This window comes from Cyanobium gracile UHCC 0139, from assembly GCF_034931325.1.
GTDB lineage: Bacteria > Cyanobacteriota > Cyanobacteriia > PCC-6307 > Cyanobiaceae > Cyanobium > Cyanobium gracile_B.
On the sequence record NZ_JAYGHX010000001.1, the window covers coordinates 187,590 to 205,795 of the forward strand.

The 18,206-nt window shown below is 72.3% G+C and carries 15 protein-coding genes; 3 read left to right on the forward strand and 12 right to left on the reverse strand.

The annotated features are described in order from the left end of the window. Positions 1 to 2: 2 nt before the first annotated feature. The 4 genes from VB738_RS00945 to VB738_RS00960 form a co-directional block, all read right to left on the reverse strand. On the reverse strand, positions 3 to 584 hold the full coding sequence (locus tag VB738_RS00945; protein WP_323303948.1) for a hypothetical protein: 582 nt from the start codon (positions 582 to 584) through the stop codon (positions 3 to 5). Positions 585 to 706: 122 nt separating this feature from the next. After that, positions 707 to 1,129 carry a hypothetical protein gene (locus VB738_RS00950; protein ID WP_323303949.1) on the reverse strand — a complete coding sequence of 141 codons (423 nt, stop codon included), beginning with the start codon at positions 1,127 to 1,129 and terminating at the stop codon, positions 707 to 709. A 120-nt stretch (positions 1,130 to 1,249) separates the two neighbouring features. After that, positions 1,250 to 2,485, reverse strand: coding sequence for a bifunctional glutamate N-acetyltransferase/amino-acid acetyltransferase ArgJ (gene argJ, locus VB738_RS00955; protein WP_323303950.1), 1,236 nt, complete (start codon positions 2,483 to 2,485; stop codon positions 1,250 to 1,252). 4 nt (positions 2,486 to 2,489) lie between these two features. Then, the gene (locus VB738_RS00960; RefSeq protein ID WP_323303951.1) at positions 2,490 to 5,204 is read right to left on the reverse strand and encodes a cyclic nucleotide-binding domain-containing protein; all 2,715 of its coding nucleotides are present in this window, start codon (positions 5,202 to 5,204) and stop codon (positions 2,490 to 2,492) included. Between the two features lie 131 nt (positions 5,205 to 5,335). On the opposite strand from VB738_RS00960, the gene coaE reads away from it, so the two are divergent. Next, positions 5,336 to 5,980: a dephospho-CoA kinase gene (coaE, locus tag VB738_RS00965; protein ID WP_323303952.1), complete on the forward strand. Its 645-nt coding sequence runs from the start codon at positions 5,336 to 5,338 to the stop codon at positions 5,978 to 5,980. Here the strand turns inward: coaE and VB738_RS00970 are convergent. Both VB738_RS00970 and gatB read right to left on the reverse strand, forming a co-directional pair. Then, entirely contained in the window at positions 5,934 to 6,485 is a 552-nt protein-coding gene (locus VB738_RS00970; RefSeq protein ID WP_323303953.1) for a Uma2 family endonuclease, read from the reverse strand. The two genes, coaE and VB738_RS00970, sit on opposite strands and share 47 nt — an antisense overlap. Positions 6,486 to 6,516: 31 nt before the next feature. Beyond that, positions 6,517 to 7,998 carry an Asp-tRNA(Asn)/Glu-tRNA(Gln) amidotransferase subunit GatB gene (gatB, locus tag VB738_RS00975; protein ID WP_323303954.1) on the reverse strand — a complete coding sequence of 494 codons (1,482 nt, stop codon included), beginning with the start codon at positions 7,996 to 7,998 and terminating at the stop codon, positions 6,517 to 6,519. Positions 7,999 to 8,108: 110 nt separating this feature from the next. Between gatB and VB738_RS00980 the strand changes: the two genes are divergently transcribed. Further along, the gene (locus tag VB738_RS00980; protein ID WP_323303955.1) at positions 8,109 to 9,257 is read left to right on the forward strand and encodes an FAD-dependent oxidoreductase; all 1,149 of its coding nucleotides are present in this window, start codon (positions 8,109 to 8,111) and stop codon (positions 9,255 to 9,257) included. Here the strand turns inward: VB738_RS00980 and VB738_RS00985 are convergent. The 3 genes from VB738_RS00985 to ndk all read right to left on the reverse strand — a co-directional run bounded on the left by VB738_RS00985 (position 9,254) and on the right by ndk (position 12,292). Continuing rightward, positions 9,254 to 11,095: an adenylate/guanylate cyclase domain-containing protein gene (locus VB738_RS00985; RefSeq protein ID WP_323303956.1), complete on the reverse strand. Its 1,842-nt coding sequence runs from the start codon at positions 11,093 to 11,095 to the stop codon at positions 9,254 to 9,256. The two genes, VB738_RS00980 and VB738_RS00985, sit on opposite strands and share 4 nt — an antisense overlap. After that, entirely contained in the window at positions 11,095 to 11,754 is a 660-nt protein-coding gene (locus VB738_RS00990; protein ID WP_323303957.1) for a FecR family protein, read from the reverse strand. Before VB738_RS00990 ends, VB738_RS00985 begins: the two co-directional genes overlap by 1 nt. A 79-nt stretch (positions 11,755 to 11,833) precedes the next feature. Beyond that, positions 11,834 to 12,292, reverse strand: coding sequence for a nucleoside-diphosphate kinase (ndk, locus tag VB738_RS00995; RefSeq protein ID WP_323303958.1), 459 nt, complete (start codon positions 12,290 to 12,292; stop codon positions 11,834 to 11,836). Between the two features lie 209 nt (positions 12,293 to 12,501). Between ndk and speA the strand changes: the two genes are divergently transcribed. Further along, positions 12,502 to 14,511 (forward strand): biosynthetic arginine decarboxylase, encoded by a 2,010-nt coding sequence (speA, locus tag VB738_RS01000; protein ID WP_323303959.1) that lies wholly within the window; start codon positions 12,502 to 12,504, stop codon positions 14,509 to 14,511. 2 nt (positions 14,512 to 14,513) lie between these two features. Here speA and VB738_RS01005 read toward each other — a convergent pair whose 3' ends face one another. From VB738_RS01005 to VB738_RS01015, 3 genes are read right to left on the reverse strand one after another with little or no spacing between them, the layout of a single operon-like run. Further along, on the reverse strand, positions 14,514 to 16,397 hold the full coding sequence (locus VB738_RS01005) for an adenylate/guanylate cyclase domain-containing protein (protein ID WP_323303960.1): 1,884 nt from the start codon (positions 16,395 to 16,397) through the stop codon (positions 14,514 to 14,516). Beyond that, the gene (locus VB738_RS01010) at positions 16,394 to 17,479 is read right to left on the reverse strand and encodes a hypothetical protein (protein ID WP_323303961.1); all 1,086 of its coding nucleotides are present in this window, start codon (positions 17,477 to 17,479) and stop codon (positions 16,394 to 16,396) included. The genes VB738_RS01005 and VB738_RS01010 overlap by 4 nt, the downstream gene beginning before the upstream one ends. 4 nt (positions 17,480 to 17,483) lie before the next feature. Beyond that, positions 17,484 to 18,203: a FecR domain-containing protein gene (locus VB738_RS01015; protein ID WP_106219455.1), complete on the reverse strand. Its 720-nt coding sequence runs from the start codon at positions 18,201 to 18,203 to the stop codon at positions 17,484 to 17,486. Positions 18,204 to 18,206: the final 3 nt, after the last annotated feature.

The window sequence follows — 18,206 nt, forward strand, 5'->3', positions numbered from 1 at the left end:
GATCAGGGCTGGCTTGCGGGGGCCGGTGGGGCGCTCACCGGCGGCGGGGCGATCGGCGCAGGGCCGGCCTCCTCCCGCTCGCGGGCCGGTGGCGTGCGCGGCGGCGGCAGGGCAGGGGCGGCCGGGAGTTCGGCCTCGGGGGCTCCGGGGGCGCCCGGCTGGTCGCTCTGGGGGGACTCCCCGTCCGGTTCGAGCAGGCGCTGGCGCTCCTGGGCCTCCCGATCCTCCATCTGGCGGCGCCGCTCCTCGATCGCGGCCGCCTCCTGCTTCTGCTCCTGCTCCAGCTCGAGCAGATCGAGATCACCGCGGATCTCACGGGCGTCGCCGCCAAAGCGCTGGCGCAGGGAATCAAGCGTTGTGCCCGGAGCGGGCTGAACGTCGAAGCGCTGGCTGGCGCCCTCCTGCTCCGGGCCGCCGAGGCTCAGCAGGCGCAGGCTGACGGCGTAGCCAACCCCGAAGCAGAGCCCCACGATGGCCCACAGCCGCCAGTCCCAGGCGCGGCTGGACGTTGAACGCTCACGGGTTCCCCCGGGGGGCGCACCCCGGGGGGGTGTGGAGGGCCTGGCCGCAACCATCGACGTCATCGCGATCGCCACCATTTTGCCCAGCCATGGACTCAGCACCTCGTCGGCACCGGGCTGAACAAGGGGAGAGAGGTCATCGGTCGGCCGGGAATAACGCGGTCTGGTTGGATCCTTCTGCCGATCTAGTCGAGAAAGAAATAGGTGATGTGGATACCCTTCCCCACATACTCATGCTTGTAACCGCCTTCGTAGCTGGTGCCCCTGTAGAAGGCAGGAATCACCCCAGAAGCACCCTGCGAAGTGATGATTTTGGCATGACAGGTACGCACGCTCTCAGAGGTCTGCTTGCACGTTGTCTCATTTCTGAGAACCTCATAGACCGTGTGATCCGCAAAGGTGATCTTCTCGACGATCTGTTTCTCGCTGGTGGCCCCTGAGATCGGCGTCATCGCACAGAACTCCTTGACGCCATTGCGCTGACAGTTGGGTGAATACTGAGCGCTGGCGGGGTCTCCCAGGCCCCGAAGCAGGGGCAGAAGCAGGGGCAGAAGCAGCACCGCAGCCACCCGTGCACCCAGAGTTGTCCTCTTGACCGGTGGTGTCATGGAAGTGTCGAGGATTTGATGACGCGTTGGGCTCCATTGCTGAAAAGCCTCTGCCCACAACCGCTCTAGCGGCGTTCTCCCGCACCGACAAGCGGTGCCCGGGATCCTGACCGTGGGCACCTACGTCGTGTAGTCCGCGTTGATGTGCACGTACTGGTCCGAGAGGTCGCAGCCCCAGGCCAGGCCGCTGCCCGGGCCGTCCCCCACCAGCAACCGGATCGCCACCGTGTCGTCGGCCAGGTAGGCGCCGGCGGCGCGGGCCTTGAGGTAGGCCGACGCCGCCGGACGGTCGAAGGCCAGGGGCTGGCCCGCCGCCATCAGCTGGTGCCCCCCCAGCCACAGGGCCACGGCCTGCGGGTCGAAGGCCACCCCGGCCCGGCCGGCGGCGGCCACGATCCGGCCCCAGTTGGGGTCGCGGCCGTGGACGGCGCACTTCACCAGCGACGAGCCGGCCACGGTGCGGGCGATGGCGCGGGCGCCGGCGTCATCAGCGGCGCCCTCCACCCTCACCTCGATCAGGCAGGTGGCGCCCTCGCCGTCGCGGGCGATCGCCCGGGCCAGGTGCTGCGACACCGCCGTCAGGCCGGCCTCCAGCGCCGCAAAGTGCTCCGGGCCCAGGGGCTCACCGGCGGCAAAGGCCAGGTAGGTGTCGTTGGTGCTGGTGTCGCCATCCACCGTGATGGCGTTGAAGGAGCAATTCACCGCCCGTTTCACCATGTCCTGCCAGACATCGGCCGGCACGCCGGCATCACACGTGAGGTAGCCCAGCATCGTGGCCATGTCCGGGTGGATCATCCCCGAGCCCTTGGCCATGCCGCCGATCCGCACCCTGCGGCCGCCCAGCTGGGCCTCCAGGGCGATCTCCTTGGCCACCAGATCCGTGGTGAGGATCGCCTCGGCCGCCGCGCCGCCGCCATCGGGGGCCAGGGCGGCCACCAGGGGATCGAGGCCCGCCACGAGCACCTCCATCGGGATCGGCACGCCGATCACGCCGGTGGAGCAGATCAGCACCTCATCGGGCGCCAGGTCCAGGCGAGCGGCCAGCTCGGCGGTGGCCCGCAGGCTGTCGGCCAGGCCGCGCTCGCCGGTGCAGGCGTTGGCCTGGCCGGAGTTGGTGAGCACCGCCCTGGCGTGGCCGCCGCCGGCCGCCAGGCGCTCGGCGCAGAGGTCGACGCAGGCGGCCCGCACCAGCGAGGTGGTGAAGGTGCCAGCGCACGCGGCGCCGGGCGGGGAGAGCAGAAGGGAGAGATCCGGCCGGCCGGAGGCCTTCAGGCCGGCGGTGACGGCGGCGGCCAGGAAGCCCTCCGGAGCCGTGACGCCTCCGGGGATCGGCAGCCACGGAGAGGGAGGGGTCACGGACTCAGCGGGGCGCGTTGGTGGTGCCCAGCTTGCCGTAGGAGTTCTCGAGCCTCAGGGCGAGGATGTGCAGCAGGCCGCGGTTGAACTCGGAGGACTGCTGCAGCAACTGCTCGAACTCCGAACTCTCGAACACCAGCACCGTGGCGGGTCCGTCGATGGCCCGCACCGCGGCGCGGCGGGGATGGTCCACGAGGAAGGACACCTCTCCGATCGGTTCGCCGCTGTGGATCCGGGCCATCACCTCGAGCCCGCCGTCGCTGGCCGAGGGGCGCCGCACCTCGCAGCGGCCCTCCAGCAGGATCGCCACGGTGTCGGGAGTATCGCCGACCGAGAACAGCACCTCGCCGTTCTGCAGCTGCCGCTCCTCGCCCCAGTGCAGCATGTTGATCAAGGCCGCCGGCGACAGTCCCGCCATCAGCGGCACCTCGAGGAGCCGGCGGAGGCGCCCGCCCAGGGCGAGCCCTTCCCCGGACCGCAGCCGGTCGAGGGCCGCGCTGCTGGGCAGACCCACCCTCGGCTCCCGCCGCAGGGCCGCCGCCCGCGCCGGATCCCGCTGATCCTGCACCCAAAGGGTCCACAGGGCGGTGTCCGGATCGGGGTCCCGCCACAGTCCATCGAGCACCTCGGCCGGATCGGGGAGCGGATCGAGGGGGGCGGGGACCCCTGCGCTGGCCGGGGCCCACCGTTCCCGGTCCTGGCGCCGCAGCTGGGTGAGCACCCCTTCCGGGACATGGGGGAGCAGCCCATGGAAGCGCTCCACCAGGGGGTCTTCGGCGGCGAAGGGCTGCAGGGAGGGCGCAACGGTGACGAACAGGCTGACCAGCTCGCGGTCGATCACCGGCAGCAGCGGCCGCAGCAGGGCTTCGCCGGCGGCGGCCTGGGCCAGGGCCTGGCGGGCCGCGAGCCGATCCCGGACCTGCTGCAGCTGCTCCTCGGCCCGCTCGCGGGCGAAGCTGGAGGCGGGACCGAAGGAGGCCAGCAGCTCCGACCAGCTGGCCTCATCGAGCGCGTACTCCTGGCGGATCCGCTCCAGCCGATCGCTGTGGTCACCGTCGGCCAGGGCCGCGCTCAGGTCGCCGAGGCCGGTGGTCTCGAGCAGATCCTCGATCGCTTCAGCGGCGGCCTCCTGGCGCAGGCTGCGGATCTCCCGCTGGCGATGGTCGAGCTGCAGGATGCGGGGGTCGCTTACCGAAAGCTCGCGCACGGCAGCGTGGTGGTCCTCCTCCTTGAGGTTGAGGGACTGGCGCAGCTCCTCCAGCTGCACCAGGGAGGCGGCGCGGTCGAGCCTGCCGCTGCCGAACAGGTCGGAGAGCACCTCGCGGTAGATCCCGCGCTTGGTCTGGCTGATCTGGCTGGGCAGCACCTTGGCGAGGGTGAACACCTCCCCCGGGCTGAGCTCCGCCAGGGAGCGCCCGTCCAGCAGATCCCCCATTTCGGGAACCAGCTTCTCCAGCTGCTTGCGCAGGCTGGCGCTGGTGCTCTCGCGGGTGTAGGTGGCCTTGTCGCGGGACCAGCCCCGGTAGAGCCACATGCCGCTGACGACCAGCACCAGCGAGCGGATCAGCTGCCCGCCCCTCGGGCCGAGGAGGCCCAGCGAGGGATCGGCGAACCAGAAGAAGATGTTCACCGCCAGGAACGTCGCTGCCAGGCGGGTGCGATGGCCCGCCACGGCCGCGGCCCGCTCGGCCGGCAGCCCGGCAAGGCCGGATCGCAGCCAGCGCTCCAGAGCCCCGAACAGGGCCACCGAAAGGACACCGCCCAGCACCAGCAGAGCGGGCATCGTGAACCAGCGGGGCAGCAGGGTGTTCCAGCCGCCCAGCACCAGGGGCTGGGCGATCTGATCGATGGCGCGGGCGTCGTAGGCCCAGAGGCCGCTGCGCAGATAGTCGATGCCGCCGGGCCCCGCGGCGCGGATCAGCAGAAAGAAGGCCAGCACCAGGCCGGGATAGGAGGCCCAGGCCCAGGCCAGCCCCTTCTTGCCGCTGAAGGTCTGCCAGTAGGCCCGCTCGGAGTCGATGTCGATGCAGGGGGCCTGGCAGGCCACGCAGGCGCTCTGCAGCTTGCCCTGCTCACCGATGGTGCGGCACATCGACTGGGTGATGCGGGAGGTGGTCTCCAGGTGGGCGGGGCTGCCCAGCAGGCTGCGGGGGCCGGTGACCACGGCCTGCACCGGCGCCATCGGGCAGAAGTACTGGCACCAGGCCTTGCCGCCGTAGGCCCAGCCCACCGCCAGGGCCGCCGCCACCGTGAGCGCCAGGAACAGGCCCAGCCCAAAGGGGCTGCTGTTCACCACCAGCAGCCGCAGGCTGAGGCCGGCGATGAACAGGCTCCACTGCAGTTGCACGTGGTGCTGTCCGAGCCAGGAGTCCGCCTCGATCTTCACCACCTCGCGGCGGCCGCCCTTGCCGGGAACGGTGCGCTGCCAGTGGAGGGCGCGGAACAGCTGGGAGACGAAGGCCAGCGGGCAGATGCGGCGCCAGACCTCATGGCTGAGCGCCACCAGGATCAGCAGACCGCTGGGGACCACCAGGCCCCAGAAGATCTGGTTGCCTTCCCGGGCATGGCACTCCAGCAGGGGACCGCAGCGATCCAGGTCGAACGGCCAGGGATCGACGCCGGGAAGCAACAGGCTGACGATCAGCCCCAGCCAGCCCAGCAGCAGCGCCCAGCGGGTGAGGTGGGCCTGACGCTCGGACCAGGAGCTGAAGACTTGCATCGCGCCGGCGGGGGACGGGCCAGCCGTTAGCTTGCGGCGCACCGGCCGATCTGTCCGCCGACCGAAGGGAACGCTCACGTTCCGGCGTACCGGCGGCGACGCCCCAGCCACCGCTTCCTCCCCACCGTTCCATGGCCCAGCGCCGCATCGGCCTCACCGGCGGCATCGCCAGCGGCAAGAGCACGGTGGGGCGCCTGCTGGCCGAGCGCGGTCTGCCGGTGCTGGATGCGGATGTCTATGCCCGCGAGGCGCTGGCGCCGGGCAGCTCCGGCGCCCGGGCCGTGGCGAAGCGCTACGGCGAGCAAGTGTTGGCGGAGGGAGCGGGTGAGCCCTGTGAGCCGCTGCCGGCCCTGGACCGGGCCGCCCTCGGCCGGATCGTGTTCAGCGACGCCGCCGAGCTCCGCTGGCTGGAGCAGCTGGTGCATCCACTGGTGCGCCAGCGCTTCGCCGCCGAACTGGAGCGGCTGCGGGAGGCGCCGGTGGTGGTGCTGATGATCCCGCTGCTGTTCGAGGCGGGGCTGGACACGCTCTGCAGCGAGATCTGGCTGGTGGACTGCGACGAGGACCAGCAGCTGCAGCGCTTGATGGGGCGTGATGGGCTCAGCGCTGACGACGCCCGCGCCCGGCTGGCGGCCCAGTGGCCCCTGGCGCGCAAGCGGGCCCTGGCCACGGTGGTGCTCGACAACCGAGGCGGGCCGGAGGCGCTGGCCCCACAGGTGGAGAGTGCGCTCAGGGCCGGGGCAGCTCCCGCAGCACCGTCTCCACCGCCCGCCTGAGCGCCGCCAGGACGGCGGCATCGAGGCCGGTGCTCTGCTCACGCACCACGTGCAGGCGGGGCGTCTGCACATCGATCACCCAGTAGTGGGGAATGCCGGCCGCGCCATAGAGGCGCGCCTTGGCCTCCAGGTCGAAGGCCAGGCTGCTGTCCGCCACCTCGATCACCAGGGCGGTGTCGGCGGCGGTGGGATGGGCGTCCCAGTAGTCGTCGTTGCGGCGGGCCACCAGGGCCAGATCCGGCTCGGGCTCATCGGCCGGGCCCAGGTCGAGCGGGGCCTCCACCCGCAACTGCAGGGGCACCGGGGGAGAAGCCGCCAGGCAGGCCTGGATGGCGGCGATCAGCCGATGAACCACCGCCGTGTGGCGTGTCCCCTTGGCGATCACCTGCAGCACCTCCCCATCGATCAGTTCCAACCGCTGCTCGGGCACCGCATCGCACAGCCGGTGGAACTGATCCACCGTGAAACGCGCGTGGCGTCTGACAGCTGCGGGGGCCGAGGTCATGGCCCAACGCTAGTCAGCGCTGAGCGATCCCTCAGCCCTTCAGCTGCTCGCTGAGGATGCGGTTGGCCAGCTTGGGGTCGGCGCGGCCGCCGGTGCGCTTCATCAGCTGCCCGACGAAGAAGCCCTGCAGCTTGGTCTTGCCGCCGCGGAAAGCCTCCACCTCCTCCGGGTGGGCGGCCAGCAGCTCGGCCACGATGGCGGCGATCGCCGCCGGGTCGGAGATCATGCCCAGGCCGCGGGACTCGACGATCGCCGCCACCGAGCCGCCCGTCTCGAGCAGTTCGGGCAGCAGGTCCTTGGCGATCTTGCCGCTGATGGTGCCCGCCTCGATCAGCTGCACCATCTCGGCCAGCTGCTCGGGTTTCAGCGGCAGCTCGGCGATCGACAGCCGGTTGGCGTTCACGTGGGCGGCGATGTCGCCGGTCACCCAGTTGGCCACGGCCTTGGGGTCGCCCCCGGCCGCCACCGCCGCCTCGAAGTATTCGGCCATCGAACGCTCATCGGTGAGCACCCGGGCGTCATAGATCGAGAGGCCCAGGCTTTCGGCGTAGCGGTGGCGCTTGGCCGCCGGCAGTTCGGGCAGCTCGGCGCGCCAGCTTTCCCGCTGCGCGCGACTCACCTCGATCGGCCCCAGGTCCGGGTCCGGGAAGTAGCGGTAGTCGGAGGCCCCCTCCTTGCTGCGCATGCTCTTGGTGAGCTGCTTGGCCTCGTCCCAGAGGCGCGTTTCCTGCACCACCGGCTCACCGGCCTCATAGGCCTTGATCTGGCGGGCGATCTCGAAATCGATCGCCTTCTGGATCGCCGAGAAGGAGTTCATGTTCTTGATCTCCACCTTCACGCCGAAGGGGGCGTCCGGGCCCCGGCGCACGGAGATGTTGACGTCGCAGCGCAGGGAACCCTCCTGCATGTTGCCGTCGCTGACGCCCAGATAGCGCATGATGCGGCGGATCTCCGAGGCGTACTCGGCCGCCTCCCGGCCCGTGCGCAGATCCGGCTTGGAGACGATCTCGGCCAGGGCGACGCCAGCCCGGTTGTAGTCCACCAGCGAGTGGGTGGAGCCGGCCAGGCGGTCGCTGCCGGCGTGGACGAGCTTGCCGGCGTCCTCCTCCATGTGCAGCCGCTCGATGCCCACTTTCTTCAGGTAGGTCTCCTTGCCCTTCTCGGCCACCTCCACCTCGATCCAGCCGTCCTCGGCGATCGGCTGGTCGTACTGGGAGATCTGGTAGTTCTTGGGGAGGTCGGGATAGAAGTACTGCTTGCGGTCGAACTTGCTGTGCTCGGCCACCTGCAGATTCAGGGCCAGGGACGCCTTGACCGCGTACTCCAGCACCTTCTGATTCAGCACCGGCAGGGTGCCGGGCAGGCCGCACACCACCGGGTCGATGTGGGTGTTGGGATCGTCGCCGAAGCTGGTGGAGGCGGCGGTGAAGATCTTGCTGGCGGTGCCCAGCTGCACGTGGGTCTCCAGGCCGATCACGGCCTCCCAGGCCCCCTGTTCCTTTGCTTCAGCCATGGTCGCGAGTCCTGCCGGCGCTGTCGGCCCCCCGCGCTCGGCCGGAGGCACTGGGGGCGATCCTAGGCAGCGGCAGGTGGCCGCTTGAATGGGGGTCTTCCGAGCTGGAGATGAGCGTCCTGGCTGGCCCCCCTCCCGACGCCGAACCGGTCCTGATCCTCGGCGGTGGCCTGATGGGCCTGGCCATCGCCCACCAGCTGGCCCGTCTCGGCCGCTCCGCCACCGTGCTCAGCCGCCGCCGCAGCGAGGCGGCCGGCTTCGTGGCCGCCGGCATGCTGGCCCCCCACGCCGAGGGGCTCAGCGGGCCGATGCTGGCTCTGGGCCAGGCCAGCCTGGAGCGCATTCCGGCCTGGGTGGCCCGCATCGAGGCCGACAGCGGCCTCCCCTGCGGCCTGCGCCCCTGCGGCATCGTCGTCCCCTTCACCGGCGCCGCCGAGCGGGACGCCTACGCCACGGCCCCCTTCGGCGAGCCCCTCGACCGGGCGGGGCTGGAGCGGCAGGTGCCGGGGATCGGACCCGCCTGGCGGGCGGGGCTGCTGTTCGCCCAGGACGGGCAGATCGACAACCGCCGCCGCCTGATGCGCGCCCTGGAACGGGCCTGTGTGGCCCTGGGGGTGCGCTTCGAGGAGGGCACCGAGGTGCTGGAGCTGCTCACCGAAGGCGGCGGACGCCTGCGGGGGGTGCGGCTGCGCCGGGCCGAGGGGGGCGAGCACGCCATCGCCGCCGGCACGGCGGTGCTCGCCTGCGGCGCCTGGAGCGGCCGGCTGCTGCCCGCGCTGCCGGTGCGCCCGGTGAAGGGGCAGATGCTGTCGCTGCAGGGCCCGAGGGCCAGCCTGGAGCGGGTCGTGTTCGGACCCGGCACCTACCTGGTGCCGCGGCAGGACGGCCTGCTGGTGGTGGGCGCCACCAGCGAACCGCAGGCCGGCTTCGACGACGGCCTCACCCCCGAGGGCCAGAAGCAGCTGCAGGCCGGCATCGCCGCCCTGCTGCCGGAGGCAGCCCTGTGGCCACCGATGGAGCGCTGGTGGGGCTTCCGGCCCGGCACCCCCGACGACGCTCCGCTGCTGGGCCCCGGACCGATCGAGGGGCTCTGGCTGGCCACGGGCCACCACCGCAACGGCGTGCTGCTGGCGGCGATCACGGCGGAGCGGATCGCCGCAGCGATCACCACAGCCGGCAACGGCTACGGAGCGGGCGGGGCGGGCGACGCCCTGCTGGCGCCCTTCCACTGGAGCCGGCCGTTCCCGGCGGCGTCCTAGCCAGGCGCGGCTTCGCCTGGCCGCAGCCCCTGGAGGGCGTACACCTCCAGGGGCACGGGCCAGCCCTTGATCCGGTGGCTCCCCAGCGGCAGCACCTCCAGCTCCCCCGGCAGCAGCGCCAGCAGGTCGCCGCTGACCAGGATTGGGTGCTCGGGGAACAGGCGCGTCAGCCCCTCCAGGCGGCTGGTCACGTTGACGCTGGCCCCCACGACGGTGAACTCCAGGCGCTGGGAGGAGCCCAGGTTGCCGGCGATCACCTCGCCGAAGTGAAGCCCGATCCCATGCCGCAGCGGTGGGGTGCCCGCCGCGGCCAGCTCAAGGTTGAGGGCCTCCAGCCGCTCCTGCATCGCCAGGGCGGCCCGCACCGCTGAGCGGGCCTCTTCGGCATCCCCCCGGCTGCGGGGCACCCCGAACTCCGCCATCACCGCATCGCCGATGAACTTGTCGAGCAGGCCCTCCTGCTCCAGCACCGCCCCGGCCATGGCCTCGAAGTAGCGGTTGAGCAGGGCGAACAGCTCGGCGGGCTCCAGCACGGCACTCAGGGGCGTGAACCCCACCAGGTCGCTGAACAGCACGGCACAGCGGGCCCGGCTGCCCACCGCCTGGTTCCACAGCGGCCCGGGGCTGCGCAGGATGTCGCGCAGCAGGGTGGGGGAGACGCGCCGGCTCAGCACCTGGTGCAGATAGGCCCGCTCCCGGCTTTCCGCCAGCCCCTGGCCCACGGCCCGCACCCCGCCCCCGGCCACCGGGGCCAGCAGCAGGGCCGCCAGGGGCAGGCGCATCCATGCCCCGGCCCATGCCGCCCAGCCGGCGAGCAGGACAGCGCCCGCCAGGGCCAGCGCCAGCCGCAGGGTGCCGCCGGCGCTGGCGGGGCGCCGCAGCTGCAGCCCCGCCAGGGCGCCCCAGCCCAGCAGCAGCAGCCCGTCCCCCGCCAGGGGCAGCCGCCCCAGCCCCCGGCCCTGGAGCACGTTGGCGAGGGCCACCGCCTGGATCTCGGTGCCGGCCATGGGGCCGAAGGGCGTCTCCTGCAAGTCCCCCAGGCCCGGGGCCGTGACGCCGATCAGCACCGTGCGGCCCCGCCAGGTGGACGGCGGCGCCTCCAGCAGCTTCCAGGCCGGCACGCGGGGCATGGTGCCGGCGGGACCGGGAAAGTCGAGCCCCATCGGCGCCGGCGGCGGCGCCGCCGGGCGCACCAGGAAGGCCATCGGCCGCGGCAGGGGCGGCGGGAAATCGCCCAGCCGGGCCTGAATCCAGTCCTGGCCCGGCACCGCCTCCACCACCCCCCGGGGGGACTGGAGCAGGGTGGTGAGGCCGGGGGCACCCAGCGGGTGGATGGGCAGCCGCAGCCGGCTCTGCACCAGCCCTCCCTCCTCCTGCACGGCGTACACCGCCGCCAGGTGCACCCGCTCGCGCCAGGGGGCCAGGGTCGCGGCAAAGGCCCGATCGTCGGCGGGGCCGAAGCGGCTGGGCTGGCTGAACTCGATGTTGAACAGCACCCGCGCCGCCCCCTGCTCGAGCACATGGGCGGCCAGCCGGGCCTGCAGGGCCCGCGTCCAGGGCCAGGGCCCCATCTGCCGCCACAGGGGCGACGCCTGACGCTCGCCCGGGGCCAGCAGTTCCCCCAGCTCCAGGGAGTCGGCGTCGATGGCCAGGATCACCGGGTCGGCCGGGGCGGGGCGGGCCCCCCGCAGCTGGAAGAAGGTCTGGACGAGCTGGTCGTCGAGCAGCCGCGGCCCCTGGCCCAGGGGCGTGAGGGGCGCCCGGTCGAGGCCCGCCAGCAGGGGGGCGGCCAGGGCCAGCCACCAGAGCCGGCGCCCCAGCCCAGGCCAGGGGGGCATCAGGGGGTGAGTCCGAGTTCGCGCTCAAGCACCGGCAGTGTCTCCATCGGCGCCCCGAAACCGTTCAGCAGCTCGCTGTTGCGCCGCCGCAGCCTCGCCTCGGTGGCGTCGATCCGGCGCGGGCCCTTCCAGCCTTCGGGGGTGGCCTCCAGGCGCTGGCCGCCGGTCAGCTGGTACACGGTGCCGTCATCGGCGCGCACCTCCACCTCCCCCTCCCAGCTCAGGAACAGCACGGAATCGGCGGTGTCCTCGATGAAGACCGTGGTGCCCTGGATCGAGGCCGTGCCCACCCGGGTGCGGACCCGCAGCGGTGTGGATTCCTTCGATCCGGGAGCGATCCAGGCGATGATCCGGCCGCGCACCAGATCGAGCAGCGTCGGCTCGATCCGCAGCAGGGCGTTGCCCCCGAGCCGGAAGCTGCGGCCATCGGCCAGCAGGATCTGAAGGCGGCCGGGATTCTCGGTGCGCAGCACGGTGGACGGACGCAGCACCTGCCCCACCAGGGCCGGCCGCTCCGGCGCCGCCGGTGGCATGACATAGGCCGGCCGGGAGGGCACATCCACCACCCGGGGGACCCTGGAAGCCGCCGTGGCCCCGGCGAGGGGGCCGGCGGCGGGCAGGATCAGGGCCAGGCCGGCGATCAGGACGGTCACAGCCACCGGTATCAGCGGCCTGGGAGGCCGGAGGCTCCTGCGCAGCACCATGGCCCGGGGACCCGAGGGTTCCCAGGATGGCCGCTCAGGGCTCGACCCGCCACACCTGGTCGGCCGGCGTCCACTCGCAGAGCTCGGAGGGCTGGAACCAGAGGCCGATCTCGAAGTCCGCCGTTTCCGGCGCATCGGAGCCGTGGATGACGTTGCGGCCGATGTTCACCGCCAGGTCGCCGCGGATGGTGCCGGGTTCAGCCTCCAGGGGCTTGGTGGCGCCGATCAGCTTGCGGGCGCTGGCGATGACGCCGTCGCCCTCCCAGACCATGGCCACCACCGGCCCGCTGGTGATGAACGCCACCAGGCCGGCGAAGAAGGGGCGCTCCCGGTGCACGCCGTAATGGCTCTCGGCCAGTTCCCGGCTGGGCACCAGCTGCTTGAGGCCCACCAGCTTGAAGCCCTTGCGCTCGAAGCGGCCGAGGATCTCGCCCACCAGGCCCCGCTGCACCCCGTCGGGCTTGATGGCGAGGAAGGTGCGTTCGGTGGCCATGGGGAAGGGAGAGGTGTTCGGGCCATCGTCCGCGCTGGGGCTGCCGCTTGGCAAGCAACCCCGGCGCGACGCCGAACCTGTACGGGCTGTACAGGTTCGTGGATCAGCTCCCGCCGGTGAGCCGGAGGTCCCGCAACGTCCAGGCCAGGGCGGCCGCCACAAGGCCCCGCCTAGATTCGCTCCGACCGGCTTCCCTCCTTCCAGGCGCCATGGTGCTCGCCGACCCGTCCAGCCCGCCGGGCGCGCCCGCCGCTCCTGCCGGGCGATCCGACGCCTGGAGCGCCGCCGACGGGGCGGCCCTCTACGGGCTCGACCGCTGGGGTGAGCCCTACTTCGGGGTGGGCGCCCGGGGCCAGGTGATCGTGCAGCCCCGCGGCGACCGCGGCGGCTCGCTCGATCTGGTGGAACTGGTGCGGGAGCTGCAGGGCCGCGACCTGACCCTGCCGCTGCTGATCCGCTTCGACGACATCCTCGAGGACCGGCTCGAGCGTCTCCACGGCGCCTTCGAGCGGGCCATCGCCCAGTACGGCTACAACGGCCGCTACCAGGGGGTCTTCCCGGTGAAGTGCAACCAGCAGCGCCACGTGGTGGAGCAACTGGTGGAGAGCGGCCGCCGCTGGCACTTCGGCCTGGAGGCGGGCAGCAAGGCCGAGCTGCTGATCGCCCTGTCCCTGCTCGACGATCCCGACGCCCTGCTGATCTGCAACGGCTACAAGGATCGGCGCTACATCGAGACGGCGATCCTGGCCCGGCGCCTGGGGCGCCAGCCGGTGGTGGTGATCGAGCAGGCCGATGAGGTGGAGCGGATCATCGCCGCCAGCAGCGCCCTTGGCGGGGCCCCGTTCATCGGCATCCGCGCCAAGCTCTCGGCCCGCAGCACCGGCCGCTGGGGCAGCTCGGTGGGCGAGCGGGCCAAGTTCGGCCTCTCGATCCCCGACGTGCTCACCACGGTGGAGCGACTGCGGGAGGCGGGCCTGCTCGACGACCTGCGCCTGCTGCACTTCCACATCGGCAGCCAGATCAACGACATCGCCGTCCTCAAGGACGCCCTGCAGGAGGCCGGACAGATCTATGCCGAGCTCACCCGTCTGGGGGCGCCGATGGGCTTCCTGGATGTGGGCGGCGGCCTGGGCATCGACTACGACGGCAGCCGCACCGCCACCGCCGCCTCCACCAACTACTCGCTGCAGAACTACGCCAACGACGTCGTCGCCACGATCCGGGAGTGCTGCGAGCCCCACGACATCCGCCCTCCCACCCTGGTGAGCGAGAGCGGCCGGGCCCTGGCCAGCCACTTCAGCGTGCTGGTGTTCGACGTGCTGGGAGCCGGCGGCCACAGCGAAACGGTGCCGCCGCCGGCCGAGGGGGAGGCGCTGATCCTGCGCAACCTGCGCGACACCCACGCGCTGATCACGGCGATCGCCGCCGGAGACCTCGAGGTGGACGCCGCCGGTGAGCGGGCGGTGGTGGAGCGGCTGCAGGAGGCCTGGAACGATGCCCTCAAGTTCAAGGAGGACGCCCTCACCGCCTTCCGGCTCGGCTACCTGAGCCTGCCGGAGCGGGCCACGGCCGAGCGCCTCACCTGGGCCAGCTGCCAGGCGATCGCCCGCCAGCTCGAAGGCCTGCCCGCTGGCACCGTCATCCCCCAGGAGCTCCAGGCCCTGCCGGCGGCGCTGGCCGGCACCTACTACGGCAACCTCTCGGTGTTCCGCTCGGCGCCGGACACCTGGGCGATCGACCAGCTGTTCCCGGTGCTGCCGATCCACCGGCTCGACGAGCGCCCCACCCGGCTGGGCAGCTTCGCCGACCTCACCTGCGATTCCGACGGCAAGATCGCCCGCTTCATCGACCGGGGACAGGTCAAGCCGTTGCTGGAACTCCACGGCCTGCGGCCCGGCGAGCCCTACTGGATCGGGCTGTTCCTGGGCGGCGCCTACCAGGAGGTGATGGGCAACCTGCACAACCTGTTCGGCAGCACCAACGCGGTGCACATCCGGCTGGCGGCCGGCGGCGGCTACCGGGTCGACCACGTGGTGCGGGGCAACACCAACGCCGAGGTGCTCGAGGCGATGGAGCACGACCCCGACCTGCTGCTGGAGCGGCTGCGGCTGGCCAGCGAGCAGGCGATCGGCCGCGGCGACCTGGCCATCAGCGATGCCCGCCGCCTGATGGCCCACCTGAAGGCCAGCCTGGAGCAGACGACGTACCTGGAGGCCTGAACTTACCTGGAGGCCTGATCCGCCAGGGCGACGGTGAAGATCTCCACCTCCCCGAGGCTCTTCACCACCTGGGGGCCCAAGGAGCGGGCCGCCAGACCGGGGTCGGCCGCGATCAGGCTGGCGGTGTGGGCGTCACACACCACCGCCGCGTCCACATTCCGGGTGGCCGATTCGAGCCGGGCCGACAGGTTCACCGTGTCGCCGATCACGGTGAACTCCATCCGCCTGGGGCTGCCGATCTGGCCCACCATCACCTGGCCGCTGGCCAGGCCGATGCCGTTGTCGAGGGTGGCGATGCCCCGCCGCGCCCAGTCCTCGTTGAGGCCCGCCAGGGCCGCCCGCATGGCCAGGGCGCAGCGCACCGCCTGGCTGGCCTCCTCGGCCACACCCCGACTCACCGGTGAGCCGAAGACCGCCATCACCGCATCGCCGATGAACTTGTCGACGGTGCCGCCATGGGCCATCACCACCTCCACCATGGCGCCGAGGTACTCGTTGAGCTGGCGCACGTGCAGCTCGCTCTGGCCCTCGCCGCTGCGCTGCTTGGTGAGCACCGTGAAGCCCTTGATGTCGGTCATCAGCACGGTCACCTCCAGCAGGCGGCCCCGCAGGATGCCCTGGGCCGATTCCGGGTCGGAGAGGATCTCCGCCACCACCCCGGGCGCCACGTAGCGCTCGAAGGTGCGGCGCAGCCGCCGCCGCTCCTGCCCCTCCCGGAGGTAGGCGTCACCCCCGTAGAGCAGGCCCAGCAGGATGAGGCCCGAGGAGGGTGCCAGCAGCGGCAGCCAGCGGTGGGCCTGCTGCAGCGCCACGACGACAAGCCCCCCCTGGAGGACCAGTACCAGAACCACCAGGGCGAGCCGCCAGCGCAGGTCGCTCCAGCGGCGGGCCGCCGCCAGGACGAGCAGCAGCGGCAGCAGGGCCAGCAGGGCCCGTCCCGGCGCACGCCGGGGCCAGGGCTGCAGCCCGTCCCCCTGCAGCGAGTTGGCGGTGGCGGTGGCCAGCACCTCCAGCCCCGACAGGGTGCCGAAGGGGGTGGGGTAGCCATCGGTCCCCTGGGCCACCACCGGGCCGAGCAGCACCAGCGCCCCCATCACGTCCTTGCGCAGGGGATGGGTCTTCCAGCGCTCGGGGTCGAGCACCTCCCAGGCCGGGAGGCGGCGGAAGCTCCCCTCCGGGCCATAGAAGTTGAGGGCGCTGTGGCGGTCCTCCTGGCGACTGCGCTGGCCCCCCAGCCGCAGCAGGGTGGAGGAGAGGGCGCGGTAGCCCTCGGCACCACGGGCGGGGAGCACGCCGCCGGCATAGGCCTCGGGGTGGCGGCTCGCCTCGCTGGAGGTGGCGGAGAGGATGTTGGTGAGCCCCAGGGCCCCGGTGCCGCCGATGGCCGCCAGGAAACGCTCCGGCCGCACGAAGGTGAGGGCTCCGGCCCCCTGGGTGTCGCTGGATTCGAGCATCTCCGCCGCCAGGGCGACCCGGCCGGGGTAGCGCCGCAGCCGCAGCTCCAGGGCATCGTCATCGGCCGGCCCCTTGCCGCTGGGCCCCTCGAAGACCACATTCACCGCCACAGCCCTGGCGCCGGCCTGCAGCAGCTTCTCCGCCACCATCCCGTAGGTGGCCCGGGGCCAGGGCAGGCTGCCGACGCCCTTGGCCCATTCCGGGATCCTGCCTTCCTCCTCGAACCAGTCCCCCTGCTGCAGGGTGGCGTCATCGACCGTGACCAGCACCACCTTCGGCGGTGGTCGGCGGGGGCCGCGCAGGAGCAGCAGCTGCTGCTCCACGCCCCGCTCCCAGACCCGCATCCGGGGCCCCGGCCAGCCGGCGCTGACCCCCACCCAGGCCAGCACGGCCACCACCAGGACCCTGAAGGTGCGGCGTCGCGCCGTCATCGCGGCAGCGGGCTCCAGAGGGTGCAGATGGCGACGGCCCGGCCGGAGCGCTCCAGGCGCACGCAGTCGATGGCCTGGGCCTTCGGACGGTTGATCAGGATCTGGGTGTGGAAGGGGGAACCCATCCAGCGCGACACGATCACCTCCGGGTTCCAGGCGGCGGCCGGCATCGGACAGGCGATCACCTCACTGGTGGGCATCAGCGGGCCTGAGGCGGCCATGCGGTTCTGGAACTCCCCCCAGCGGGAACGGTCGTGGTCGCAGTCACGGCTGACCAGCAACCCCTCCAGCACCGGCGCCAGGTAGGCGGCGTTCCGGGCCGCCAGGTCCGCCGGCAGGGATTGCAGGGCGGGGCGGCCGGCCTGGGCCCGGTAGCGGTTGATGGTCTCCACCAGGGGGTCACGGCTGAGCGACGGCCTGGGCGGGGCGGCGCTCACCCCGGGGAAACGGCGCTGCACGAAGGCCTCCAGCGCCGCCATGCCCGGCAAGGGGGCCGTGAACCCCTCGAAGAGAGGTCCCCGCAGGATGGCGGCGTAGTCGTCCGCCGTCAGCGGTCGCTGCCCGAGCAGGGCCCCCTGGCTGGAGAGCCGCACCCGGGTGCCCCCCGCCACGAGGATCGGCGCCCCAGGCAGGGGCCGTCCATTGGCGAGGGGCTGGAGCTCCACCGAGCCCTCCAGCACCGTGATCTCCTGCTCGCCGCCGTCGAGAAGGGTGATCACGTAGTTGGTCCCCCGGGTGCTGAGTCGGGAGGAGCGGGTGCAGCCGTTCTGCTGGCCGGACACCAGGATCTGGCCGCTGCTGAGCAGGAAGCAGGTGCTGCCGAGGCGCAGCTGGGTGAAGCGGTTGAGGCGGCCGGCGGCACCACCGGCAAAGCCCAGCTGGCCGCGGCTCTTCTGGGTGCGGACCAGCTCGGGGGTGAACGCCCGCTCCTGCACCTGGGCCTGGCGGCGTTCGATGTACAGCTCCCGACCATCAAGGATCTCCTGCACGACCGCCGATCCCGCAGGGCTGGCCTCGCTGCCGCTGGGCCAGACCAGGGCCGCCGCCAGGGCCGTCAACAGAAGCCGGTGGGGTCGGATCACCGGCTCAGAAGAAGCGCGGCAGGCCGAAGGGCAGCGACGGCGGACTGATCGGCACCGGCAGGTTGACCCCCGGCACCCGGGAGCGGATGTAGCTCTCCAGGGAGCCGTAGGCGGGCAGCGGCACCCTGAAACCCTGGAACAGGGGGCCGCCCAGGATGCTGTTGTAGTCGGTGACGCTCAGCCCCAGGATCGCCAGCACCACCCCGGCGGGGGAGAGGCGCAACTTCTGGCCCGCTTCCACGGTGGTGGCCGGCTTGCCGGTGGGCTCGCCATCGGCAAGGGGTTCCACCTCCACCGACCCCTCCAGCACGGAGATCTCCGCCTCCCCCGACTCATTGACGTCGAGGAGGTAGTTGGTGCCCCGCACGCTGAGGCGGGCGGAGCGGGTGCAGCCGCTCTGCTTGCCCGACACCAGGATCTGGCCCTTCTCGATCAGGAAGCAGCCCTGGCCCAGCTTGAGCAGGGCGAAGCGGTTGAGGCGGCCGGCGGCGCCGCTGTCGAAGCGGATCTGGCCCCGGCTGTTCTGGGTGCTGACCTTCTGGGGGGCGACGGCCTTCTGCTTCACCTTGGCCGTCTTGCCGTCGATGAACAGCTCGTTGCCATCGAGGATCTCCTGCACCACGGCGCTTTCGGAGGCCCGCACGGGCAGGGGACCAAGGGCCGGACCGACCAGGAGCACCAGGATCGGCACCATCGAGAGGCTCGGCAGGTGGCGGCGGCGCATGGG

Bases quoted from the DNA above. Each gene is read 5' to 3' on its own strand.
- VB738_RS00945 (WP_323303948.1), bottom strand. From the start codon at position 584: ATGACGTCGATGGTTGCGGCCAGGCCCTCCACACCCCCCCGGGGTGCG.
- VB738_RS00950 (WP_323303949.1), bottom strand. From the start codon at position 1,129: ATGACACCACCGGTCAAGAGGACAACTCTGGGTGCACGGGTGGCTGCG.
- VB738_RS00960 (WP_323303951.1), bottom strand. From the start codon at position 5,204: ATGCAAGTCTTCAGCTCCTGGTCCGAGCGTCAGGCCCACCTCACCCGC.
- coaE (WP_323303952.1), top strand. From the start codon at position 5,336: ATGGCCCAGCGCCGCATCGGCCTCACCGGCGGCATCGCCAGCGGCAAG.
- VB738_RS00970 (WP_323303953.1), bottom strand. From the start codon at position 6,485: ATGACCTCGGCCCCCGCAGCTGTCAGACGCCACGCGCGTTTCACGGTG.
- gatB (WP_323303954.1), bottom strand. From the start codon at position 7,998: ATGGCTGAAGCAAAGGAACAGGGGGCCTGGGAGGCCGTGATCGGCCTG.
- VB738_RS00980 (WP_323303955.1), top strand. From the start codon at position 8,109: ATGAGCGTCCTGGCTGGCCCCCCTCCCGACGCCGAACCGGTCCTGATC.
- VB738_RS00985 (WP_323303956.1), bottom strand. From the start codon at position 11,095: ATGCCCCCCTGGCCTGGGCTGGGGCGCCGGCTCTGGTGGCTGGCCCTG.
- ndk (WP_323303958.1), bottom strand. From the start codon at position 12,292: ATGGCCACCGAACGCACCTTCCTCGCCATCAAGCCCGACGGGGTGCAG.
- speA (WP_323303959.1), top strand. From the start codon at position 12,502: ATGGTGCTCGCCGACCCGTCCAGCCCGCCGGGCGCGCCCGCCGCTCCT.
- VB738_RS01005 (WP_323303960.1), bottom strand. From the start codon at position 16,397: ATGACGGCGCGACGCCGCACCTTCAGGGTCCTGGTGGTGGCCGTGCTG.
- VB738_RS01015 (WP_106219455.1), bottom strand. From the start codon at position 18,203: ATGCGCCGCCGCCACCTGCCGAGCCTCTCGATGGTGCCGATCCTGGTG.